The 16,782-nt window shown below is 65.9% G+C and carries 15 protein-coding genes and 1 tRNA gene; 8 read left to right on the top strand and 8 right to left on the bottom strand.

Going from position 1 to position 16,782, the window contains the following annotated elements; translation table 11 throughout:
* Positions 1-18 precede the first annotated feature (18 nt).
* Genes pknB through V9G04_19030 form a run of 6 tightly spaced genes read right to left on the bottom strand, consistent with a single transcriptional unit; the run spans position 19 to position 7,296 of the window.
* Positions 19-1,872 carry a Stk1 family PASTA domain-containing Ser/Thr kinase gene (gene pknB, locus V9G04_19055; GenBank protein MEI2715326.1) on the bottom strand — a complete coding sequence of 618 codons (1,854 nt, stop codon included), beginning with the start codon at positions 1,870-1,872 and terminating at the stop codon, positions 19-21.
* A 43-nt stretch (positions 1,873-1,915) separates the two neighbouring features.
* Complete coding sequence (locus V9G04_19050; GenBank protein ID MEI2715325.1) at positions 1,916-3,376, bottom strand: penicillin-binding protein 2; 1,461 nt, start codon at positions 3,374-3,376, stop codon at positions 1,916-1,918.
* A complete protein-coding gene (locus V9G04_19045) occupies positions 3,373-4,800 on the bottom strand; it encodes an FtsW/RodA/SpoVE family cell cycle protein (GenBank protein ID MEI2715324.1) in 1,428 nt (475 codons plus the stop codon). The genes V9G04_19050 and V9G04_19045 overlap by 4 nt, the downstream gene beginning before the upstream one ends.
* Positions 4,797-6,062, bottom strand: coding sequence for a protein phosphatase 2C domain-containing protein (locus V9G04_19040; protein MEI2715323.1), 1,266 nt, complete (start codon positions 6,060-6,062; stop codon positions 4,797-4,799). The genes V9G04_19045 and V9G04_19040 overlap by 4 nt, the downstream gene beginning before the upstream one ends.
* On the bottom strand, positions 6,063-6,524 hold the full coding sequence (locus V9G04_19035; GenBank protein ID MEI2715322.1) for an FHA domain-containing protein: 462 nt from the start codon (positions 6,522-6,524) through the stop codon (positions 6,063-6,065).
* Positions 6,517-7,296, bottom strand: a complete 780-nt coding sequence (locus V9G04_19030) for a DUF3662 and FHA domain-containing protein (GenBank protein ID MEI2715321.1) — start codon at positions 7,294-7,296, stop codon at positions 6,517-6,519. Before V9G04_19030 ends, V9G04_19035 begins: the two co-directional genes overlap by 8 nt.
* A 98-nt stretch (positions 7,297-7,394) precedes the next feature.
* Between V9G04_19030 and V9G04_19025 the strand changes: the two genes are divergently transcribed.
* From V9G04_19025 to V9G04_19000, 6 genes are all read left to right on the top strand, one after another.
* Positions 7,395-7,478 (top strand) — tRNA-Leu (locus V9G04_19025).
* 413 nt (positions 7,479-7,891) lie between these two features.
* Positions 7,892-8,272, top strand: coding sequence for a hypothetical protein (locus V9G04_19020; protein MEI2715320.1), 381 nt, complete (start codon positions 7,892-7,894; stop codon positions 8,270-8,272).
* Positions 8,269-8,805 (top strand): tyrosine-type recombinase/integrase, encoded by a 537-nt coding sequence (locus tag V9G04_19015; protein MEI2715319.1) that lies wholly within the window; start codon positions 8,269-8,271, stop codon positions 8,803-8,805. The genes V9G04_19020 and V9G04_19015 overlap by 4 nt, the downstream gene beginning before the upstream one ends.
* Positions 8,806-8,809: 4 nt before the next feature.
* Positions 8,810-9,190: a type II toxin-antitoxin system RelE/ParE family toxin gene (locus V9G04_19010; GenBank protein ID MEI2715318.1), complete on the top strand. Its 381-nt coding sequence runs from the start codon at positions 8,810-8,812 to the stop codon at positions 9,188-9,190.
* Complete coding sequence (locus tag V9G04_19005; GenBank protein MEI2715317.1) at positions 9,183-9,521, top strand: XRE family transcriptional regulator; 339 nt, start codon at positions 9,183-9,185, stop codon at positions 9,519-9,521. Before V9G04_19010 ends, V9G04_19005 begins: the two co-directional genes overlap by 8 nt.
* Positions 9,522-9,573: 52 nt before the next feature.
* A complete protein-coding gene (locus V9G04_19000; protein MEI2715316.1) occupies positions 9,574-9,918 on the top strand; it encodes a hypothetical protein in 345 nt (114 codons plus the stop codon).
* A gap of 266 nt (positions 9,919-10,184) precedes the next feature.
* Here the strand turns inward: V9G04_19000 and V9G04_18995 are convergent, their stop codons facing one another.
* Positions 10,185-10,394 carry a helix-turn-helix domain-containing protein gene (locus tag V9G04_18995; protein MEI2715315.1) on the bottom strand — a complete coding sequence of 70 codons (210 nt, stop codon included), beginning with the start codon at positions 10,392-10,394 and terminating at the stop codon, positions 10,185-10,187.
* 169 nt (positions 10,395-10,563) lie between these two features.
* The gene (gene mobF, locus V9G04_18990; protein MEI2715314.1) at positions 10,564-13,179 is read right to left on the bottom strand and encodes a MobF family relaxase; all 2,616 of its coding nucleotides are present in this window, start codon (positions 13,177-13,179) and stop codon (positions 10,564-10,566) included.
* Positions 13,180-13,628: 449 nt separating this feature from the next.
* Between mobF and V9G04_18985 the strand changes: the two genes are divergently transcribed.
* Together V9G04_18985 and V9G04_18980 are read left to right on the top strand one after the other, a co-directional pair.
* The gene (locus V9G04_18985) at positions 13,629-15,026 is read left to right on the top strand and encodes a DNA cytosine methyltransferase (GenBank protein MEI2715313.1); all 1,398 of its coding nucleotides are present in this window, start codon (positions 13,629-13,631) and stop codon (positions 15,024-15,026) included.
* A 196-nt stretch (positions 15,027-15,222) separates the two neighbouring features.
* The gene (locus tag V9G04_18980; GenBank protein ID MEI2715312.1) at positions 15,223-16,554 is read left to right on the top strand and encodes a hypothetical protein; all 1,332 of its coding nucleotides are present in this window, start codon (positions 15,223-15,225) and stop codon (positions 16,552-16,554) included.
* The last annotated feature ends 228 nt before the right edge of the window (positions 16,555-16,782 follow it).

Below are 16,782 nucleotides of genomic sequence, written 5' to 3'. Positions count from 1 at the left end.
TGGGGACAACTCAAACTTTCAGTTGTTGCCGTTGCCGTTGCCGTTGCCATTTCCGTTGCCGTTCCCGTTTCCCTGGGTGGTCTCGGTCGGGGTCGGGGTCGGCGTCGGCGTCACGGTCGGCGTGGCCGTCTCCGTCGGAGTCACCGTCGGTGTCTCGGTCGGGGCGACGTACGACGACACCACCAGCGTGATCTGCTGGGTCTTGGGCTGCCTGCCCGTGGGACTCTGCTCGATCACCGTGCCCTCGGGCTTGGTCGTGTCGGACGAGCGGGTGATGAAGATGTTGGTGAAGCCGGCCGCTTCCAGCTTCGCCTTGGCCGAGGCCTCATCCAGGTCGACCACGTTCGGCACCCGCGACGGCCCGGACGACACCGTCAACGTGACGATCGAGTCCTCGGGGACCTGCTGGCCCTCGGGCGGGTTGCTCGAGAGCACCTGCCCGCGAGGTTCGTCAGACTCCTGAGGCTGGAAACGTACGCGCAACTGCTGGGCCTCCAGCAGCGAGCGCGCCTCCTCGCGGGTCTTGCCCACCACAGGCGGCACGCTGACCAGGGCCTCGCCCTTCGACACGACGAAGTCGATCTCGGTCCCGGGGTCGACGTAGTTGTCGCGGTCGGGGTCTTGCGAGATGACCTTGTCCTTGGGGACGTTCTCGTCGTTGTCGTATTCGACGTTGCCGACCGTCAGATCACTCTCGATGATCTTCGTGCGCGCCTGCTGCTCGGTGAGGTTGATCAGGTTGGGCACCGGCACCTGATCGGACTCCTCCTCGAACATCTTGGGGAGTACGAACGCCGCAGCGACGATCAACGCGGCCAACAGCAGACCCACCAGGATCCAAGCCCCCGCATTGCTGTCGCGGTCGTCGTCGCGCTTGGCGGGCCGGGCCGCCTTGGTGGGAGGTACGGGCGGCGGCGCCACCGGTGCGACCATGGTGCGGTCGGTGTCGTCGTCGGCCTCGAAGACCGTCGTCGCGTGCGCCGAGGCGGCGGCAGCCTGCACCGGGCGACCGGACAGATAACGCTCGACGTCTGCCTTCATGGCGGCTGCCGACTGATAGCGCTCGTCGACCCGTTTGGCCAGCGACTTGAGCACGATCGCATCGATGTCGGCGTCGATCTCGGTGTCGAAGTCCGACGGCGGAGGGGCGGGCTCGCGTACGTGCTGATAGGCCACCGCGACCGGTGACTCACCCATGAAGGGTGGCCGCCCGGTCAAGAGTTCGTAGAGCAGACAACCTGCCGAGTACACGTCCGAGCGGGAGTCGACGGTCTCGCCGCGAGCCTGTTCGGGGGACAGGTACTGCGCCGTGCCGACAACGGCCGCCGTCTGGGTCATCGAGGCCGACGCATCCGAGACCGCGCGGGCGATCCCGAAGTCCATCACCTTCACGTCACCGCTGGGCGTGAGCATCACGTTGCCGGGCTTGATGTCGCGGTGGATGATCCCGGCGCGGTGGGAGTAGTCGAGCGCGGTGAGGACGTCCGCGGTGATCTCCAACGCCCGCTCGGGCAGGATCTTGCGGCCCTCTTTGAGGATCTCGCGCAGGGTGCGACCGGCGACGTACTCCATCACGATGTAGGGCTGCGCGACGCCGACCTGGTCGCGATTGCCGCCGTCGTTCCACTCCTCGCCGGTGTCGTAGACCGCCACGATCATCGGGTGGTTCAGCGACGCTGCCGACTGCGCCTCGCGTCGGAAGCGTGCCTGGAAGGTCGAGTCGCTGGCCAGGTCGGTACGCAGTCGTTTGATCGCGACCGCTCGCCCGAGCCGGGTGTCGTACCCCTTGCGGACCTCGGCCATCCCCCCGCGGCCGAGAAGCTCGCCCAACTCATAGCGACCGCCGATGAGATGGGGCTGTCCCTCGCTCATCTGTGCCCTCCCGTTGACCTTGACATCTGCATCAGTCCCTTGCTCACTGCAGCACCGCCTCCATCACCGACCGCGCGATCGGCGCCCCTAGGAAGTTGCCGCCGATCGATTCGCGCGGAGTCGTCGACGCCTGCACCAACACCGCGACCGCCACCTTCGGGTCGACGGCGGGGGCGAAGGAGACGAACCATGCGTACGGTGGCCGGTTCGGCGCCGATTGCGCCGTGCCGGTCTTGCCCCCCACCCCGATGCCGGGGATCTGGGCGTTGACGGCCGTGCCACTGCGTACGGTCTCGACCATCATCTTCGACAACTCCGACGCCGTCGACGGCTCCATCGCCTTGGACAACCGCTCCGGCTCGGTGCTGGTGATCACGTCGAGGTCTGGCGAGGTGATGTTGTCGACCAGGGTGGGCCGCATGACGTCGCCGCCGTTGGCGATCGCCGCGACGACCATCGCCATCTGCAGCGGCGTCGCGGCCACCTCCGACTGGCCGATGCCGGCCATCGCGGTCTGCGGGCGGTCGAGATCGTCGGGGAACCGCGACTCGGCCTGGTTGGGCAGGTCGGTCAGGGCGGTCGAGTTGAAGCCGAACTTCTCGGCCTGCTCGTGCAACTTCTCCAGCCCGATCTCGTCGGCGATCTGCAAGAACGAGGTGTTGCACGAGTTGGCCATCGCCTGCGTCATGGTGATCTTGTCGGTGCCGCAGTTGCGTCCACCGTTGTCGATGCGGACCTTGCTCTGGGGCAACTGATAACTCGGACCTCCGGGAACCATCGAGTCGGCGCTGGGGTAGTCGCCGCTCTCGATCGCCGCAGCCGCCGTCACGAGCTTGAAGGTCGAGCCCGGCGGCAGCGTGGTCTGGATCGTGCGGTTGAGCAGCGGCTTGGCGGGGCTCTTGTCGAGGTTCTGGTATGTCGTGTCGAGCGCGGCCGGGTCGTGGGTCGCAAGCTTGTTGGGATCGAAACTCGGCGTGCTGACCATCGCCAGGATCCGGCCGGTGCTCGGCTCCAGCGCGACCACGGCGCCCTCGGTGCCCGCACCCAGTGCCTCGAGCCCGTCGTACGCCGCGATCTGCGCCTCGGCCTTGATCGAGAGCTGAACCGAGCCGCCCTTGGGTTCGGAGTTGCCGAGCAGATCGACCAGACGCGGCAGGAAGAGCCGCTTGTCGTCGCCGGACAACACCGGGTTCTGCGAACGCTCGATGCCCGTTTGGCTGTAGAACGAGAAGAACCCGGTCACCGGCGCATAGCGATAAGGCTGGTTGTAGACCCGCTGGAACTTGTAGCGGTCATCGGACGGGACGCTCTTGGCGACCTCGTCGCCGCGCCCGACCAGGATCGAGCCGCGCTCCCGGCTGAACGACGCCTCCACGACCCGCCGGTTGCGCGAGTCGTTGTTGAGGTCGCCCGAGGCGACGTACTGCAGGTAGGTCGCATTGACCATCAGCGCGAGGAAGAGCGCGAGGCAGAAGAGCGAGATCACCCGGATCGGCCGGTTCATCCCAGTTTCACCACCTGGGTGTGTTCGGAGTCGGCGTCGTCGTCACCCGACGCGAGCACGGGTACGGGGCGACGAGCCTGGTCGGAGACACGCAGCAGCAGGGCGACGATCACCCAGTTGGCGATCAGCGACGAGCCGCCGTACGACAAGAACGGCGTGGTCAGACCGGTCAGCGGGATCAGTCGGGTGACGCCGCCGATGACCACGAAGACCTGCAACGCCAGGACGCCCGCCAGCCCGACGCTGACCAGTTTGCCGAAACCGTCGCGACAGACCAGGGACGTACGCAGGGCGCGCTCGACGATCAGGCCATAGAGCACCAGCACGGCCATCACGGCAGTGAGACCGAGTTCCTCACCGATCGCGGCCATGATGAAGTCGGATTCGGCGTACGGCACCCGGGTCGGCTGGCCGCCGCCGAAGCCGCGACCGATCAGTCCGCCGTACCCCATCCCGAACATCGCCTCGACGATCTGTCCACTGCCGGGGCTGGAGCGGTAGTACTCCATCGGGTGCAGCCAGAAGTCCACGCGTTGCTTGACGTGGCCCATCACCCCCCAGTTCGTGGCGGCGTAGAGGAGTACGCCCGCCCCGATCGCGAAGAGGCCGCCGCCGACGATCAGCCAGCCGGGGCGTTCGGTGGCGACATAGAGCATCACCAGGAAGAGGCCGAAGAACAGCAGCGAAGAGCCGAGGTCGCGCTGCACGACCAGGATCGCCAGGCTGATCACCCAGATCGCCAGGATCGGGCCGAGGTCGCGCCCGCGCGGCAGGTCGATGAACAGGAAGCGACGTCCGGCCAGGGCGAGCGCGTCGCGGTGTTGCACCAGATACCCCGCGAACGCGATCACGAGCAGCACCTTGGCGATCTCGCCCGGTTGCAGGCTGAAGGGACCGAGCCTGAGCCAGATATCGGCGCCGTGCGAGGAGCGCCCGATCACCGGGAGTTTGGGCGAGAGCAGCAGCAAGATCGCCGCCAGGCCGGAGGTGTAGGTGAAGCGTTGCAGGGTGCGGTGGTCGCGCAATACGACCAGGGTCATGATGAACAGCAGCACGCCCAACGTCATCCAGGTGAGCTGCTTTTGCGCGAAGTCGTGCTGGTGCGGCGTCTTGAAGGTGGCGTACGAGAGGTCGAGCCGGTGGATCACCGCCAGGCCGAGCCCGTTGAGCGCGGCGACCACAGGCAACAGCACCGGGTCGGCGTAGGGCGCGACGAATCGTACGGTCATATGTGCGGCCAGGATGAGCACCGTGAGGCCGCCGCCGTACCCGACCATGTTGGCCGGGATGCGGCCCTGCATGCCGATGCCGACGGCGGCGTACGCGCCCAGCCCGACCAGCAGCGCGAGCACAATCAGGAACAGTTCGGCCCCGCGCCGCTGGCGGTGTACGAAGCCGAGGAAGGCGCCGGTCGGCTGACTCATGGCGCTCCGTCCTCGGGCAATTGAGTCTTCGCGATCGACTGGACCTTCTCGCGGGCGGCGTCCAGTGAGGTCACCTCGATGCCCGCGCGGATCTGCTCGACCTGGAAGTCCGAGAGCCGGTCGATGGAGACGTCGGATGTTTCGTACGGGTGGCTCAACTTGATGCCTGGCAGATCGGAATCGATGCCGCGAAAGATCGTGACCTGGCCCTGATCGACGCCGACATAGAACTGCTGCTGGGTCCAGTGGTAGCCGAATGCAGCGGCGATCCAGACCAGCCCGAGTGCGATCGCGCCGATCAGCAGGCGTTTGGTCCAGAAGAAGCGTTCGGGGGCGCCGAGGGCGTAGCGCAGCGACTCCGGGTCGGGTGGGTCGGCGTTGATGGTGCCCGCCGGGATGTCGGCCTCGATGCGCGGGATCTCGCCGGTGTCCCCGGAGCGGTGGCCGCGGAAGAGTCCGCCGACGCCTGGCATGGGGCCGCGTCCGCCGCGGCGCGGAAGTTCGGCGGCGGCTCCGAGCAGGAGCGGCTCCAGGTCTTCGGGAACGTCCTCCTCCTCGGACAGCACATCGGCCACGATCGCGGTGACGTTGTCGGTCGACCCGGCCTCCAGCGCGGCTCGGACCAGTTCGACCGCGACGAAGTCGGGCGTGCCGGTGCCCATGATGTCGGCCAGGCGCGGATCGGGCAGGGACATCACGCCGTCGGAGCAGAAGAGCAACCGGTCGCCGGGCTGCAACGGCACGAGGAAGAGGTCCGGTTCGAGTTCGCGGCTGCCGTCGAGCGCGCGCAGGATCAGGTTGCGCTGGGGGTGCGTACGTGCTTCTTCTTCGGTGATCCGCCCGCTGTCCACGAGCGTCTGCACGAACGTGTGGTCGGTGCTGAGCTGGGAGAGGGTGCCTTGGCGCAGGAGGTACGCCCGGCTGTCCCCGACGTGGCCCATCGCCAGCGAATCCTCGTGCAGCAGCCCGAGGGTCGCGGTCGTCGAGGTGCCGGCGAGCGCAGGGTCCTCGTCGACCTCCTCGGCGATCTTGTCGTGCGCACGCTGCAACGCGCCGGCGATCAACGCGAGCGGATCGTCGGTGGGCTCGACGTCGAGACGACGCAACTGCGCGATCGCGACCGACGAGGCGATGTCACCGCGAGCGGCGCCGCCGACACCGTCGCACACGGCCAGCAGGTGCGGGCCGGCGTACCCGCTGTCCTGGTTGTCCTTGCGGACCCGGCCGACGTCGGAGATCCCGGAATAGCTCAGGCGAAGCATCTATTTCCTCAGTTCGAGGATCGTCTTGCCGATGCGGATCTGGGTGCCGAGTTGCAGGGGAGTGGGCTGGGTGATGCGGGCGTTGCCGACGTACGTCCCGTTGGTCGAACCGAGGTCCTCCACGCACCAGTCCTCGCCGGACCACGCGATCCGCGCGTGGCGGGTGGAGGCGTAGTCGTCGTCGAGTTTGATCGCCGCGTCGCTGCCGCGTCCGATCAGCAGCGGGGCGTCGTCGAGTTTGGCGTGCTCGCCGACGTTGCCGCCGTCGACGACGACGACCTGGCTGGGGGAGCTGCGGCGTCGGCTGGGTTTGGCGCGCTTGGTACGAGGCTGGTTGCGCGCCCCCTCGGGCACGCGCGCGCCGAACATGTCGGAGCGGATCACGCTGATCGCGCTCATCACGAAGATCCACAAGATGGCGAGGTAGGCGAAGCGCACCAACAGCAAGGTCAGCTCAGACATCGGCATCCTCTCCGTCGTAGCCGTCCTGGCCGTCCTGGCTCATTCCGTCCTGGCCCAGGCTGAGGGTGATGTCGGTGCTGCCGATGCGTACGACCGACCCGTCGTGCAGCGGGGTCGAACTCACCTTCTCGCCGTCGACGAGGATGCCGTTGGTCGACCCGAGGTCGCGTACGCGCACTCGCAACGTGTCGATCGCCGCGCCTCCGGTTGCGCCGCCGGGGATCGCGACGACGCTGAACTCGACGTGCTTGCGACTCACGCCCGGGTCGTTGATCCGGATGTGCGCTTCGGTGCCGCGCCCGATGATCACGCCCGGCGGTTGCAGCGGGTGTCGGGTGCCGTTGATCTCCAGGTGGGCGGTGGCCTTGCGATAGGTCGTACGGCTCATGTCGCTGGTCACCTTGGCGACGTTCTTGCTGCGAATGCGGAAGCGGCCGGTCGTCAGGTCGTCAGCGGATTCGAAGTCGACGGTGATCGGGCCGGGGAAGACATAGGACTGCGCCTCGGCGTAGGTGGTGAGTTGCTGCCTGAGTTCGTTTTCAAGGTCGGAGTCGTCGGGGCCGAGGCGGTCCAGGTCGAGCTGGGAGAGTTCGACGTGGAACCTGTTGGGCACCAGCCGGCGCTCGCGGCTGATGATCTGGGAGTTGTTGTCGCACTCGCGCTGAAGTGCCGCGATGATCTCGACCGGCTGCACCGCGCTGCGAAACGCGCGCGCGAAGACGCTGGAGATCGCTGTCTCCAGTCGGCGCTCGAATTCCTGCAGGCCACCCACGACGGTCGATCGTATCGGTGCAGGTCACGCCCACCCGGCAGCGGCGTGCGCGGGTTTGGGGATGCTTCGCTGCCTGGGATAACCTTCGCCTGCTGCACGCGCGAGTGGCGGAATAGGCAGACGCGCACGGTTCAGGTCCGTGTGTCCGAAAGGACGTGGGGGTTCAACTCCCCCCTCGCGCACGTGAGAGGCCCGGCTTCGGCCGGGCCTCGATGCATTTCTGGGTTGGTTGAGGCGGCCGCGCAGCGGCCGTCTCGAAACCACGCCCACCGGTGGTTGAGGAGGCCGTCTCGATACCGCCACGTCTCGCTCACCGGTGGTTGAGGAGGCCGCGCAGCGGGCGTCTGGAAAACCGGACGTCTCGCTCACCGGTGGTTGAGGAGGCCGCGGAGCGGGCGTCTGGAAACCGGACGTCTCGCTCACCGGTGGTTGAGGAGGCCGCGCAGCGGCCGTCTCGAAACCACGCCCTTCACCTGGATGATCTCGGCGACTCCTTCCTGGAGTTAGGCGAGGAGCACGCCCGCCAGATCGTGGACCTCTCGCCGGGGCAGCGGAAGCGCTATCTCGGGCATCTGCGAGTCCTGGGTCGACCTTGGTGGCGGGGTCGCCGCTGTTCACCCGACCGGTCACCTCGAACTCGGGGGCCGACATCAAGGCGTGGCTGATCGAGTGGGACCGTTCGCTGAAGACCAAGGCGAACTATCACGGGCTGATTCACGGGGTCTTCGCGTACGCCGTCAAGCGCGGCTATCTCGCGGCCAACCCGGCGATCGGGACGGCGCCGAAGCAGTCGCGGGTCAAGCAGTCCCGGCCCGAGCTGCGGTTCCTGACCGAGCGCGAGCTGGAGACCGCCGTACGCCTCGCCGGCGAGCACGGCGACCTGCTCGCGGTGGCGGTCGGGACAGGACTTCGGTTCGGCGAGCTGAGCGCGCTGTGGGTCAGCGACGTCGACCTGTCGCGGCGGACCGGCGGGTGAACAAGGCGTGGAAGCGCAACGGTGAGGACGATGCAACCGACACCCCTGGCTGGATCGCCAAGCAACTCCAGCCCAAGCACGCGATGCACGAGCACCACCTGGGTTATCCGAAGACGCCGAAGTCGCGTCGGACGGTGACGATTGCTCCGGCGGTCGCAGCTGCGTTGACGCGGTTGATTGACGGGCGCGCGCCGGACGACTTCGTGTTCACCACCCGCAAGGGCTTCCCGGTGCACAACGGCGACTTCTATCGAGGTGTGTGGCGCCCGTTGATGAAGGCGTTGGCGGCCGAGGGCATCGCACCGTTCCGGTTCCACGACTTGCGGCACACGCATGTCGCGTGGCTGGTGGCCGGTGGAGCGCCACTGCCACACATCCAGGCGAGGTTGGGGCACGAGTCGATCACCACGACGATCGACACCTATGGGCACCTGCTCCCGGCTGGCGACGAGTTGATCTCGGGGATCATCGACACCGCGCTCACGGGTGGCACTATCCGACCGAACTCCTTGATGAATATTAGTCAGGAGTAATACTATGGCGGAGCAGTGGGAGATCATCCTGATGCCGGAGGTCGAGGAGTGGTACCTCGAACTCTGTCGTCACGACATCGACACCGCGGATCAGGTCGAGCAGGCGATCGAGTTGCTGGAGGACGAAGGGCCAACCCTGGGCCGCCCGTTCGTCGACAAGATCGCCGGCTCGAAGCACCACAACATGAAGGAATTGCGACCTACCCGGAGTCGCACTCACATCCGGATCCTTTTCGTCTTCGATCCCATGCGCCAAGCGGTTCTCCTGGTGGCTGGAGACAAGGCGGGGAACTGGAAGAAGTGGTACGAGGTAAACGTCCCGATTGCGGAGCAGCGGTACGACAGGTGGCTCGATGAGCAACGGAAGGAGCACGGCAGTGAGTGACAAGAAGGCTCTCGGTCGCTCGTGGAGCGACGTCAAGCGCGACGCCATCGCTGCCGGGCTGACCAGCCAGGAGCGGATCGATGCTGCCCGCGAGCGTGCCCGCGCTGAAGTCCGTGCCTATCGCCTGGCGGAGATCCGCAAGCAGTCGTCTACGACGCAGCGCGAGGTGGCCGACCTCATGCACGTCACCCAGGGTCGCGTCTCCCAGATCGAGTCCGGACAACTGGACTCTTCCGAGCTGGGCACCCTGCGCAGCTACGTAGAGGCGCTCGGGGGAACTGTCCGGGTGGTTGCGGACTTCGGAGACGTGTCCCTCACGATCGCCGACTGATAGCGCCTGATCGCGTGTTGCGCTACTTCGACGAGTGCAACACACTTGGACGATGGGTCGTAGTCCGGAACCGACGTCCGACATGACCGAGGCGGAACTGGCCGAGCACTACAACCGGACTCAGGACACCTCGGACTTCGACACGGGACGTTCCGTCCCGCTGAGCGTCAAGCGAGACGTCACCATTTCGGTGCGCTTCTCCTTCGACGAGATCGAGGAAGCTCGTGCTCGGGCAGAGAAGGATGGCGTGAAGGTCACGTCTTTCATCCGTGCTGCGGCGCTGGAGGCGTCGAGCCCGGTTGACCGAGCTCAGTTGGCCGAGGACTTGCGCGCGTTGGAGCGGCTGGCGCACGAGGTTGCTTCCTCGGTTCTTCCGACCAACCACTCGCGTCCATAGCGCTATGGCTTGCCTGTTGTTCAAAAGCTTCGACCGCCTCCGATCGCGTCGCAGCTGAATCACCCCAGCCGTGACCGGCTGCTCACCGACTTCGATCAGTTCGTCCAGGTGCTCGACTCGGAAGCGGACGTGCTTGCCGATCCGGGTGCAACGCACCTTTCGTTCGCGGACTGCGTCAGCCACCCAGCGAGCGGGCACGTTGAGGTAGGCAGCGGCATCGTCGATGGTGAGCAGCGGATCTCGCTCGTGTTCCGCAGGCACCAGACTCACCGACGCAGCTTGGCGTTGACCCAGGCGCGGACGTCGCATCGTCGGTAGCGCACGTGACGACCGACTCGAAAGCTGGCCGGGCCTGCCCCGAGGTGTCGCCAGTAGCGCAGCGTCGCCACTGGCACTCGGAGGAGTTCGGCGACTTCTCCGATGGTCATCAATTCGTCGTGAGCGTTGGGTGTGGTTGCTTGGCCGTGGTCGGACATCGGAGCCTCCTGGGATCCCGTGATGAGACCTCCCAGAATGAGCAGGGAACGTTACCGACTTCGTACCTGCCGCCCAGGGGGAACTTGGGGGAACCTTCGAGTTCTCGCAGGTCAAACGGCGTTCCCCCGAAAGTTCAAGAGGAACGCTCGGAAAGGGTTACGTAGTGCCTCAGAAGCCGATTGACGGTGACTCTGGCGAGTGGGGGAACGTTGCTGGCTGTGGCTGGACTCGCGATGGTCGGCGCGGCCTGCGGCGAGGAGCCCCACGCTTCGGCGTCTCGTACTTCACTGCTTCCTCCGCAGCCAAACGAGCCGCATGCGCAGGACCGAGGTCAGCACGATCCCGGGTGAACGCGGCAACCCATTGCTGCTCTGCATCCTCCAGGTCTTCGGCCACGACGTGAACTGCGTTGCGCTCGCGCCCGCGGGTCATGCCGACGTACGCCGACGCGGCACCCGTCCGGTCGGTGAGGGCGAGGTGTGCCTCATCGACGGTCTCGCCCTGGGCGCCGTACGCCGTCGTGGCGTAGGCAAGCTCCACGTGCTTGCGGGCGTATTCGCTGTCGACGCGTCGCTCACCTCCCGCGCCGGAGAGCAGCAGCCCACCGTCGGTATAGATGTCGACGACCGTCCAGGTGTCGCGGTTGGCGACGCCCTGGTCGTAGTCGTTGGCGCGCGTCGTGACTCGGTCGCCGCGGCCGATCTGGTCGCCCCCGCGCGTCGCCACCGTGCTCTCCTCGTCAACGAGCCCGTCCTCGACCCGGAGGTCGTGGATCACCGCGTTCAGCGTCGCAGCGTCCTCGCGAGTGTCGGCAACGATGAGAGCCGAGGACTCGACCGCCTCGAAGGCCAGCGCAGTGAGTCGGTCCTCCTCGCTCTGGTGCACCACGACCTCGCCGCGCTGGTGGAGTTTCCGGAACACATCGGCGGGTTCACCGCCAGAGCGCATGGCCAGACTGAGGTCGGCGTACGCCGGATCGCGGAACCGGCGCACGGACTCCAAACTGAGGTGTTGTTCTGGCCGGGTCCAGCGCACTCCCAAGTCGAGTACTCCGCCCCGTCCGACTGCTGGCAGTTGGTGGCGATCGCCGACCAGGCGGATCTTGGCGCCGGCCTCGTCGGCGATCGTGAGTAGTGCCCGGGCGGTGTCTTGGTCGAGCATCCCGGCCTCGTCGATGAGGAGTACGTCGCCGGGCCTCAGCGCGTCGGAGGTGCCGGAGCCCGCGCGGCTCCAGTGCCCGTCCTCGTCCCACGACCAGCCACAGCGACGGGCCAGCATCGCCGCGGAGGTGGCGTGCGCACCGACCTCCCGGCCCGCCACCTGTGCTGCCTTGAGTGTCGGGGCAACCAACACCAGCCGGTGCCCACGTCGCTCGATGACGTCGGAAGCCGCTGCGAGAGCGGTGGTCTTGCCGGTGCCCGCTGCACCTTCGAGCACAACCAGCGGTGAGTCCCCGGCCAGCGCGACGACGGACTTCCTGAGCTGCGCGTCGTCGGTGCCGACGGCCGACTCGTCAAGGCTCGCCGCGGCCGGGATGGCTCGTGCTGCGAGCCGAGTGGTGAGGTCGGCTTCGACTTCGAGCACCTCGGGGCTGGTCAGTGAGCGGATGTGCTCGGCCGGAGGTGGCTCCTTGAGCAGCGGCAAGCACCGGGCAGCGACTCTCGCGGTGAGGTCTTCGGCAAGTTCGGCGCGTACGCCGACCTCGGTGACGACGTTCGCCTCGGTGATGAGGTGCTCGATCACACCGCGAATGTCGGCAGTGTTCCAGGCCGAACGCTTGGCGCCGAGGCGAGTGAGCGCGATCTCGCAGACTCGGTCACGGTCGATCTGCCCTGTTCGAGTCGCATGCAATGGCGCCCTCGCGGCTGGCGGTCGATAGTCGAGTGCAGCCAACTCGTGAACCCAGCGTTCGGTGATGTCCGCACCATTGCGAGCGGCGACCTTGTCCCGTCTGTTGTCTGCCCATGCACGCGCATCCCAGGAGCGGAGCAGCCCGGGACCCGGCTCCTCGCCTGGGTGGTCGGCGCGCCACTCCGTCTCGTACCGCTCGATGTTGCGGCCGATCTGTCGCGCCCTTGCCGAGAAGGGCCCGACGAACTCTGCCAGCTGATCGATCTCGCCGGCCTCGGGGTCGACGGTGAACCCATGGTCGGCCAGCACTCGCCGGAAGTGGGGATCGCACATGACAGCGGCGTGTCCGATGCCGTTGATGGCGTCGATGTTGTCGCGCATCCCGACGGTGTGCAGGCCACGCCACTTGCCATCCGCGAAGACTCGAGCGTTGATCTGGAGGTGGAGATGCCGGTGAGGGTCGCCGGCCCGTGACGAATAGTGCCGAATCACCGCGGCTTCGATCCGCTCGACCAGCACCTGCACCTGACGGCCGCGCGGACCAACGCGGGTCGTCGCGTGCTCGGCCAGCCACGCCACGATCTGATGCGCCGCGGAATCCATCGCGCTGTCGTACGCCTCGGCGACCTCGGGGTGGAGGGCGGCGGCGAGTGACCAGGACTTCGGTCCGTTCACGACGACCTCGGCGAAGCGTGTCGCTCGGGCGTCCTTGCGCAAGCGACCACGAGGCTCGTGCGTCTCCGGGTCGAGACCCGCGACCCAGGCTTCGTACGCATCGCCGTCCAGGCTGGGCGCCCGCTCGACACTGTCCGGGGTGCCGATCAGTCGCTCCGCGATGCCCGTGCCTTCGGCAAGGTAATGGTCGTCGGCTCGCCCACGATCAGCCTCGACGTACTGCCGCGCGGCTGTTGCCGCTCCCCGATAGATCTTCACGCCGCCATGCATGCTCAACCACGTCCAACAAGTCGCCCGAAAATGCGTCGTGGGCCACCCGACCGCGGGCGACCCATCTACGTCATTCGTAGCATTCGTGCCGCTTGTAAAACAGGGGGTGAAGGGCACTGAAAGGCCCATGGGGCAAGGAGATTCGCGGAGTTCGCGAGGTTCAACCGTGGTCAACGATGAGGTCGCACAAGGGTCCTGAGCAGGTGCTGAGTCAAACCCTGTCCACAGGATTGAGCCCGTCCGAGGTGGTCGTGGCGGCAACGTGTCAGTCTGAGGCTGTGGACCCTCTCTCCGAGGGACGCCGAAGTCCTTGGCGGTGTTGGCCGCATATTCACGAAAGGTGGACGAAACATGATCGTCGCCCGTCTGCGAGCCAATAGCACGGCCTTACTTTGCGGTCCTAGCTTTTGTCGGCCCAAGCTGGTAGCTGCCCGAACATGAGTTCGAAGTCCTCCCCGTTCACGTTCGTCGATCTCTTCGCGGGCATTGGTGGTTTCCATGCTGCGCTCGGCGCCTTGGGCGGGGAGGGTGTGTACGCAGTTGAGAAGGATGAGGCCGCCGCCGCCGTCTATGAGCGCAACTGGCGACTCCCGGCGCTGGGCGACATCGTCGCCGATACCAAGACGACCATGCGAGTCCCTGACCATGATGTCCTCACTGCCGGATTCCCCTGTCAGCCCTTCTCCAAGAGCGGTTACCAGCGCGGCATGGACGAGGCACGAGGGACCCTGTTCTGGAATATTCTTGAAATTCTGCGCGTCCGCAGACCATCGGTCGTGCTTCTTGAGAACGTCAGGAATCTGGCTGGGCCACGCCACACTCACGAGTGGGAGGTCATCATCCGGTCGCTGCGCGATCTCGGCTACAGGGTGTCCGCCAAACCACTCGTGTTCTCGCCACACCTACTCCCGCCAGAGCGAGGAGGCCGACCGCAGGTCCGGGAGCGAGTGTTCATTTTGGCGACCTACGTCGGCAGACGGGAGGCGCAATCGGATGTTGAACCGACCGTTGAGGCTCGTGCAGTTGACGGGTGGGACCCGCAACGATGGCTGCTCGACGCCCACCTCCCTCTTGACCAGGACCTCGACCCAGAGACCGCGCTGAAGTTGCGGTTGTCTCCATCGGAGACAACCTGGGTCGAGGCGTGGAACGATTTTGTGGTCACCCTTCGTCGGGCTGGTGTGAGCAAACTTCCCGGGTTCCCAGTCTGGAGTGATGCCTTCATCCACGAGCGAGACCTACACATCGACCCAGATACGCCGGCGTGGAAAGCGGGGTTCCTTCGGAAGAATGCCGCCCTCTACACCGAGCATCAAGCGGTGATTGAGTCGTGGCTGGCGCGGTGGAACTACCTGGAGGGGTTTCCGCCGTCGCGGCGCAAGCTCGAATGGCAGGCGCAGGATGCCCGCTCGCTTTATGACACAGTCATGCACTTGCGTCCATCAGGCCTACGTGCCAAACGGCCGACCTATTTGCCTGCTCTAGTGGCCATCACGCAGACCAGCGTCCTGGGCGACCGACTGCGACGCCTCTCGCCACGAGAGACTGCTCGATTGCAAGGGCTTCCCGAATGGTTTGACTTTGGTGACCAGCCCAATGCTTCCACGTACAAGCAGTTGGGAAATGGCGTGAATGTCGGTGCGGTGTACCACGTGTTCCGTCAGCACGTGTCTGCGACCGTGGATGCAGTCAGCCGAAGGAGTCCTGGCCTTGCGCAGGCCGTTTTGGGGAGCGCGATCACGCCGGATCCCGCGGTCGAGCGCTATTGGGACTCGAGCAGGCCACTGATTGAACGCACCCGCGACAACCGGACGGCCTCTCCGCTGACCGCTTAAGCGATTAGCCTGCCCGTGTGACTGGGGAATGGGCTGGCCGCTCCCGGGGGCGGCAGGTGGCCAACGCGCGTGCGCAAACAAGCCGCAGGGGTGTCGTTGTCGCGGCTAGCACGCTGTTGGCCTCGGGTTTCGGCTGCCTCGCTTGTTTGGCACAGGTTCCAGGGTCTCAACTGTTGGGCCCCTCGATGGATGAGACATGAGCGCATTTCAGCCAGCGCGGAGCAAGTTGGAGGCGGTTTCCCGACTCAGTGCCTTGACCCACTCTCCTCCTGAGAGATTGGGGCCGGGTAGTAAGGAGCGCAAGTCCGTTCTGGTGAACCTTGCGGTGGGGCTCGGGTTGGACGTCGACGCCAGCAAGGCGAAGCCTGAACTCGGTAGGCAGATCTCCGCTGCCCTTGGTGTGGAGTGGAATCGTCAGTGCTGGTCGGCCGGGCAGACCATCACCTTGCGTGGGCTCAACAACATCCTGGATGGAGCCGAAGCGTGGACGGCTAAACGCGAGGCCACTCGACTGGAGTCAGATGGGCCGTTCGCTGCCTCGGCTAGTGGGTTCGTCCCAGCGCGGAGCAAGTTAGAGGCGGTGTCTCGCCTGAGTGCGTTGACGCACTCTCCTCCTGAGAGGTTGGGGCCGGGTAGTAAGGAGCGCAAGTCCGTTCTGGTGAACCTTGCGGTGGGGCTCGGGTTGGACGTCGACGCCAGCAAGGCGAAGCCTGAACTCGGTAGGCAGATCTCCGCTGCCCTTGGTGTGGAGTGGAATCGTCAGTGCTGGTCGGCCGGGCAAACGATCACCCTTGACGGGCTCAACAACATCCTGCGAGGAGCCGAGAGCCGCGTTGCTCACGCTGCGAGCGCGAACTACTTCACCTCGGTGCGTGACGAAGCAAGCGCACTCGTGACCGCGCTCGTCGATTCACTTCCTCAGCACATGGACGGGCGGGCGTGTGTCCGCGACATGCAGGCGGCTGACTTCTCTCAGTGGGCGCAGGACGAATGGGTGGCCTTCTTCTTCGAGTACGTCGGACTCCCGGCACTCATCAACGCGTTTGGCGGCGGTCCTAGGCGCATAGGCGCAACACAATTTGACTACGGGCTCGGGCGTGCTTGGGACTTGAAGGCGCACATGGCATTTAGTGGCGATGCCCCGCTCAACGACCGAGCCGCAATGGAGGCGGCAATCACGGAGTTCGGCGGGCTAGGCTTTCTTGTTCTGACTGGTGAGGTCGAGTATGACGAGGGTGCCTTCCGTTCCTGGCAGCGCGAGTTCCGTCTCGCTCATGGGAAAGTTCCTCGGAAGAGGGTTGCCCCGCCCAAATACCAGCGAAAGTCCAAGGCGTCCTTTCATCCCGCGATGGTCGAGGCCTTCTTCATTCCTGACCGTGAGGCACTCCGCGCCGCAATTGACTCGGGGATCATTAAGGTGATGAGGCAAGGCAAGCAGGTATCTGGCCATGACCGCTCCCCGAAGTACTCGATGAACCTCGTTAGGGCTCGGCTAAGCGACCTGCTGCTTGTCCAGATGCTGGTCTGATTTGCGCGGCATGGCGCTTGTGACGCGCTCATTGGTTAGCCCGACTCGGGCCAGAGGTCTTGAGTGAGCCTCGGGTGTCGGTGACGGTGGATCCTGTCCAATACCTGCCTGGCAAGGCACACCCGAGGTGGACGCTGCGGCCGATAGTGATCTGTTTTGGTGCTCTCCATCGCGGGGCAGCTTACTGCTCAACGCTTTTCCAATGCGTCCCTAAGCTCTCCAGCGCAC

Origin of the sequence: Nocardioides sp. (assembly GCA_037045645.1) — a bacterium.
GTDB lineage: Bacteria > Actinomycetota > Actinomycetes > Propionibacteriales > Nocardioidaceae > Nocardioides.
This window is presented reverse-complemented; position numbering and strand designations above follow the sequence as displayed.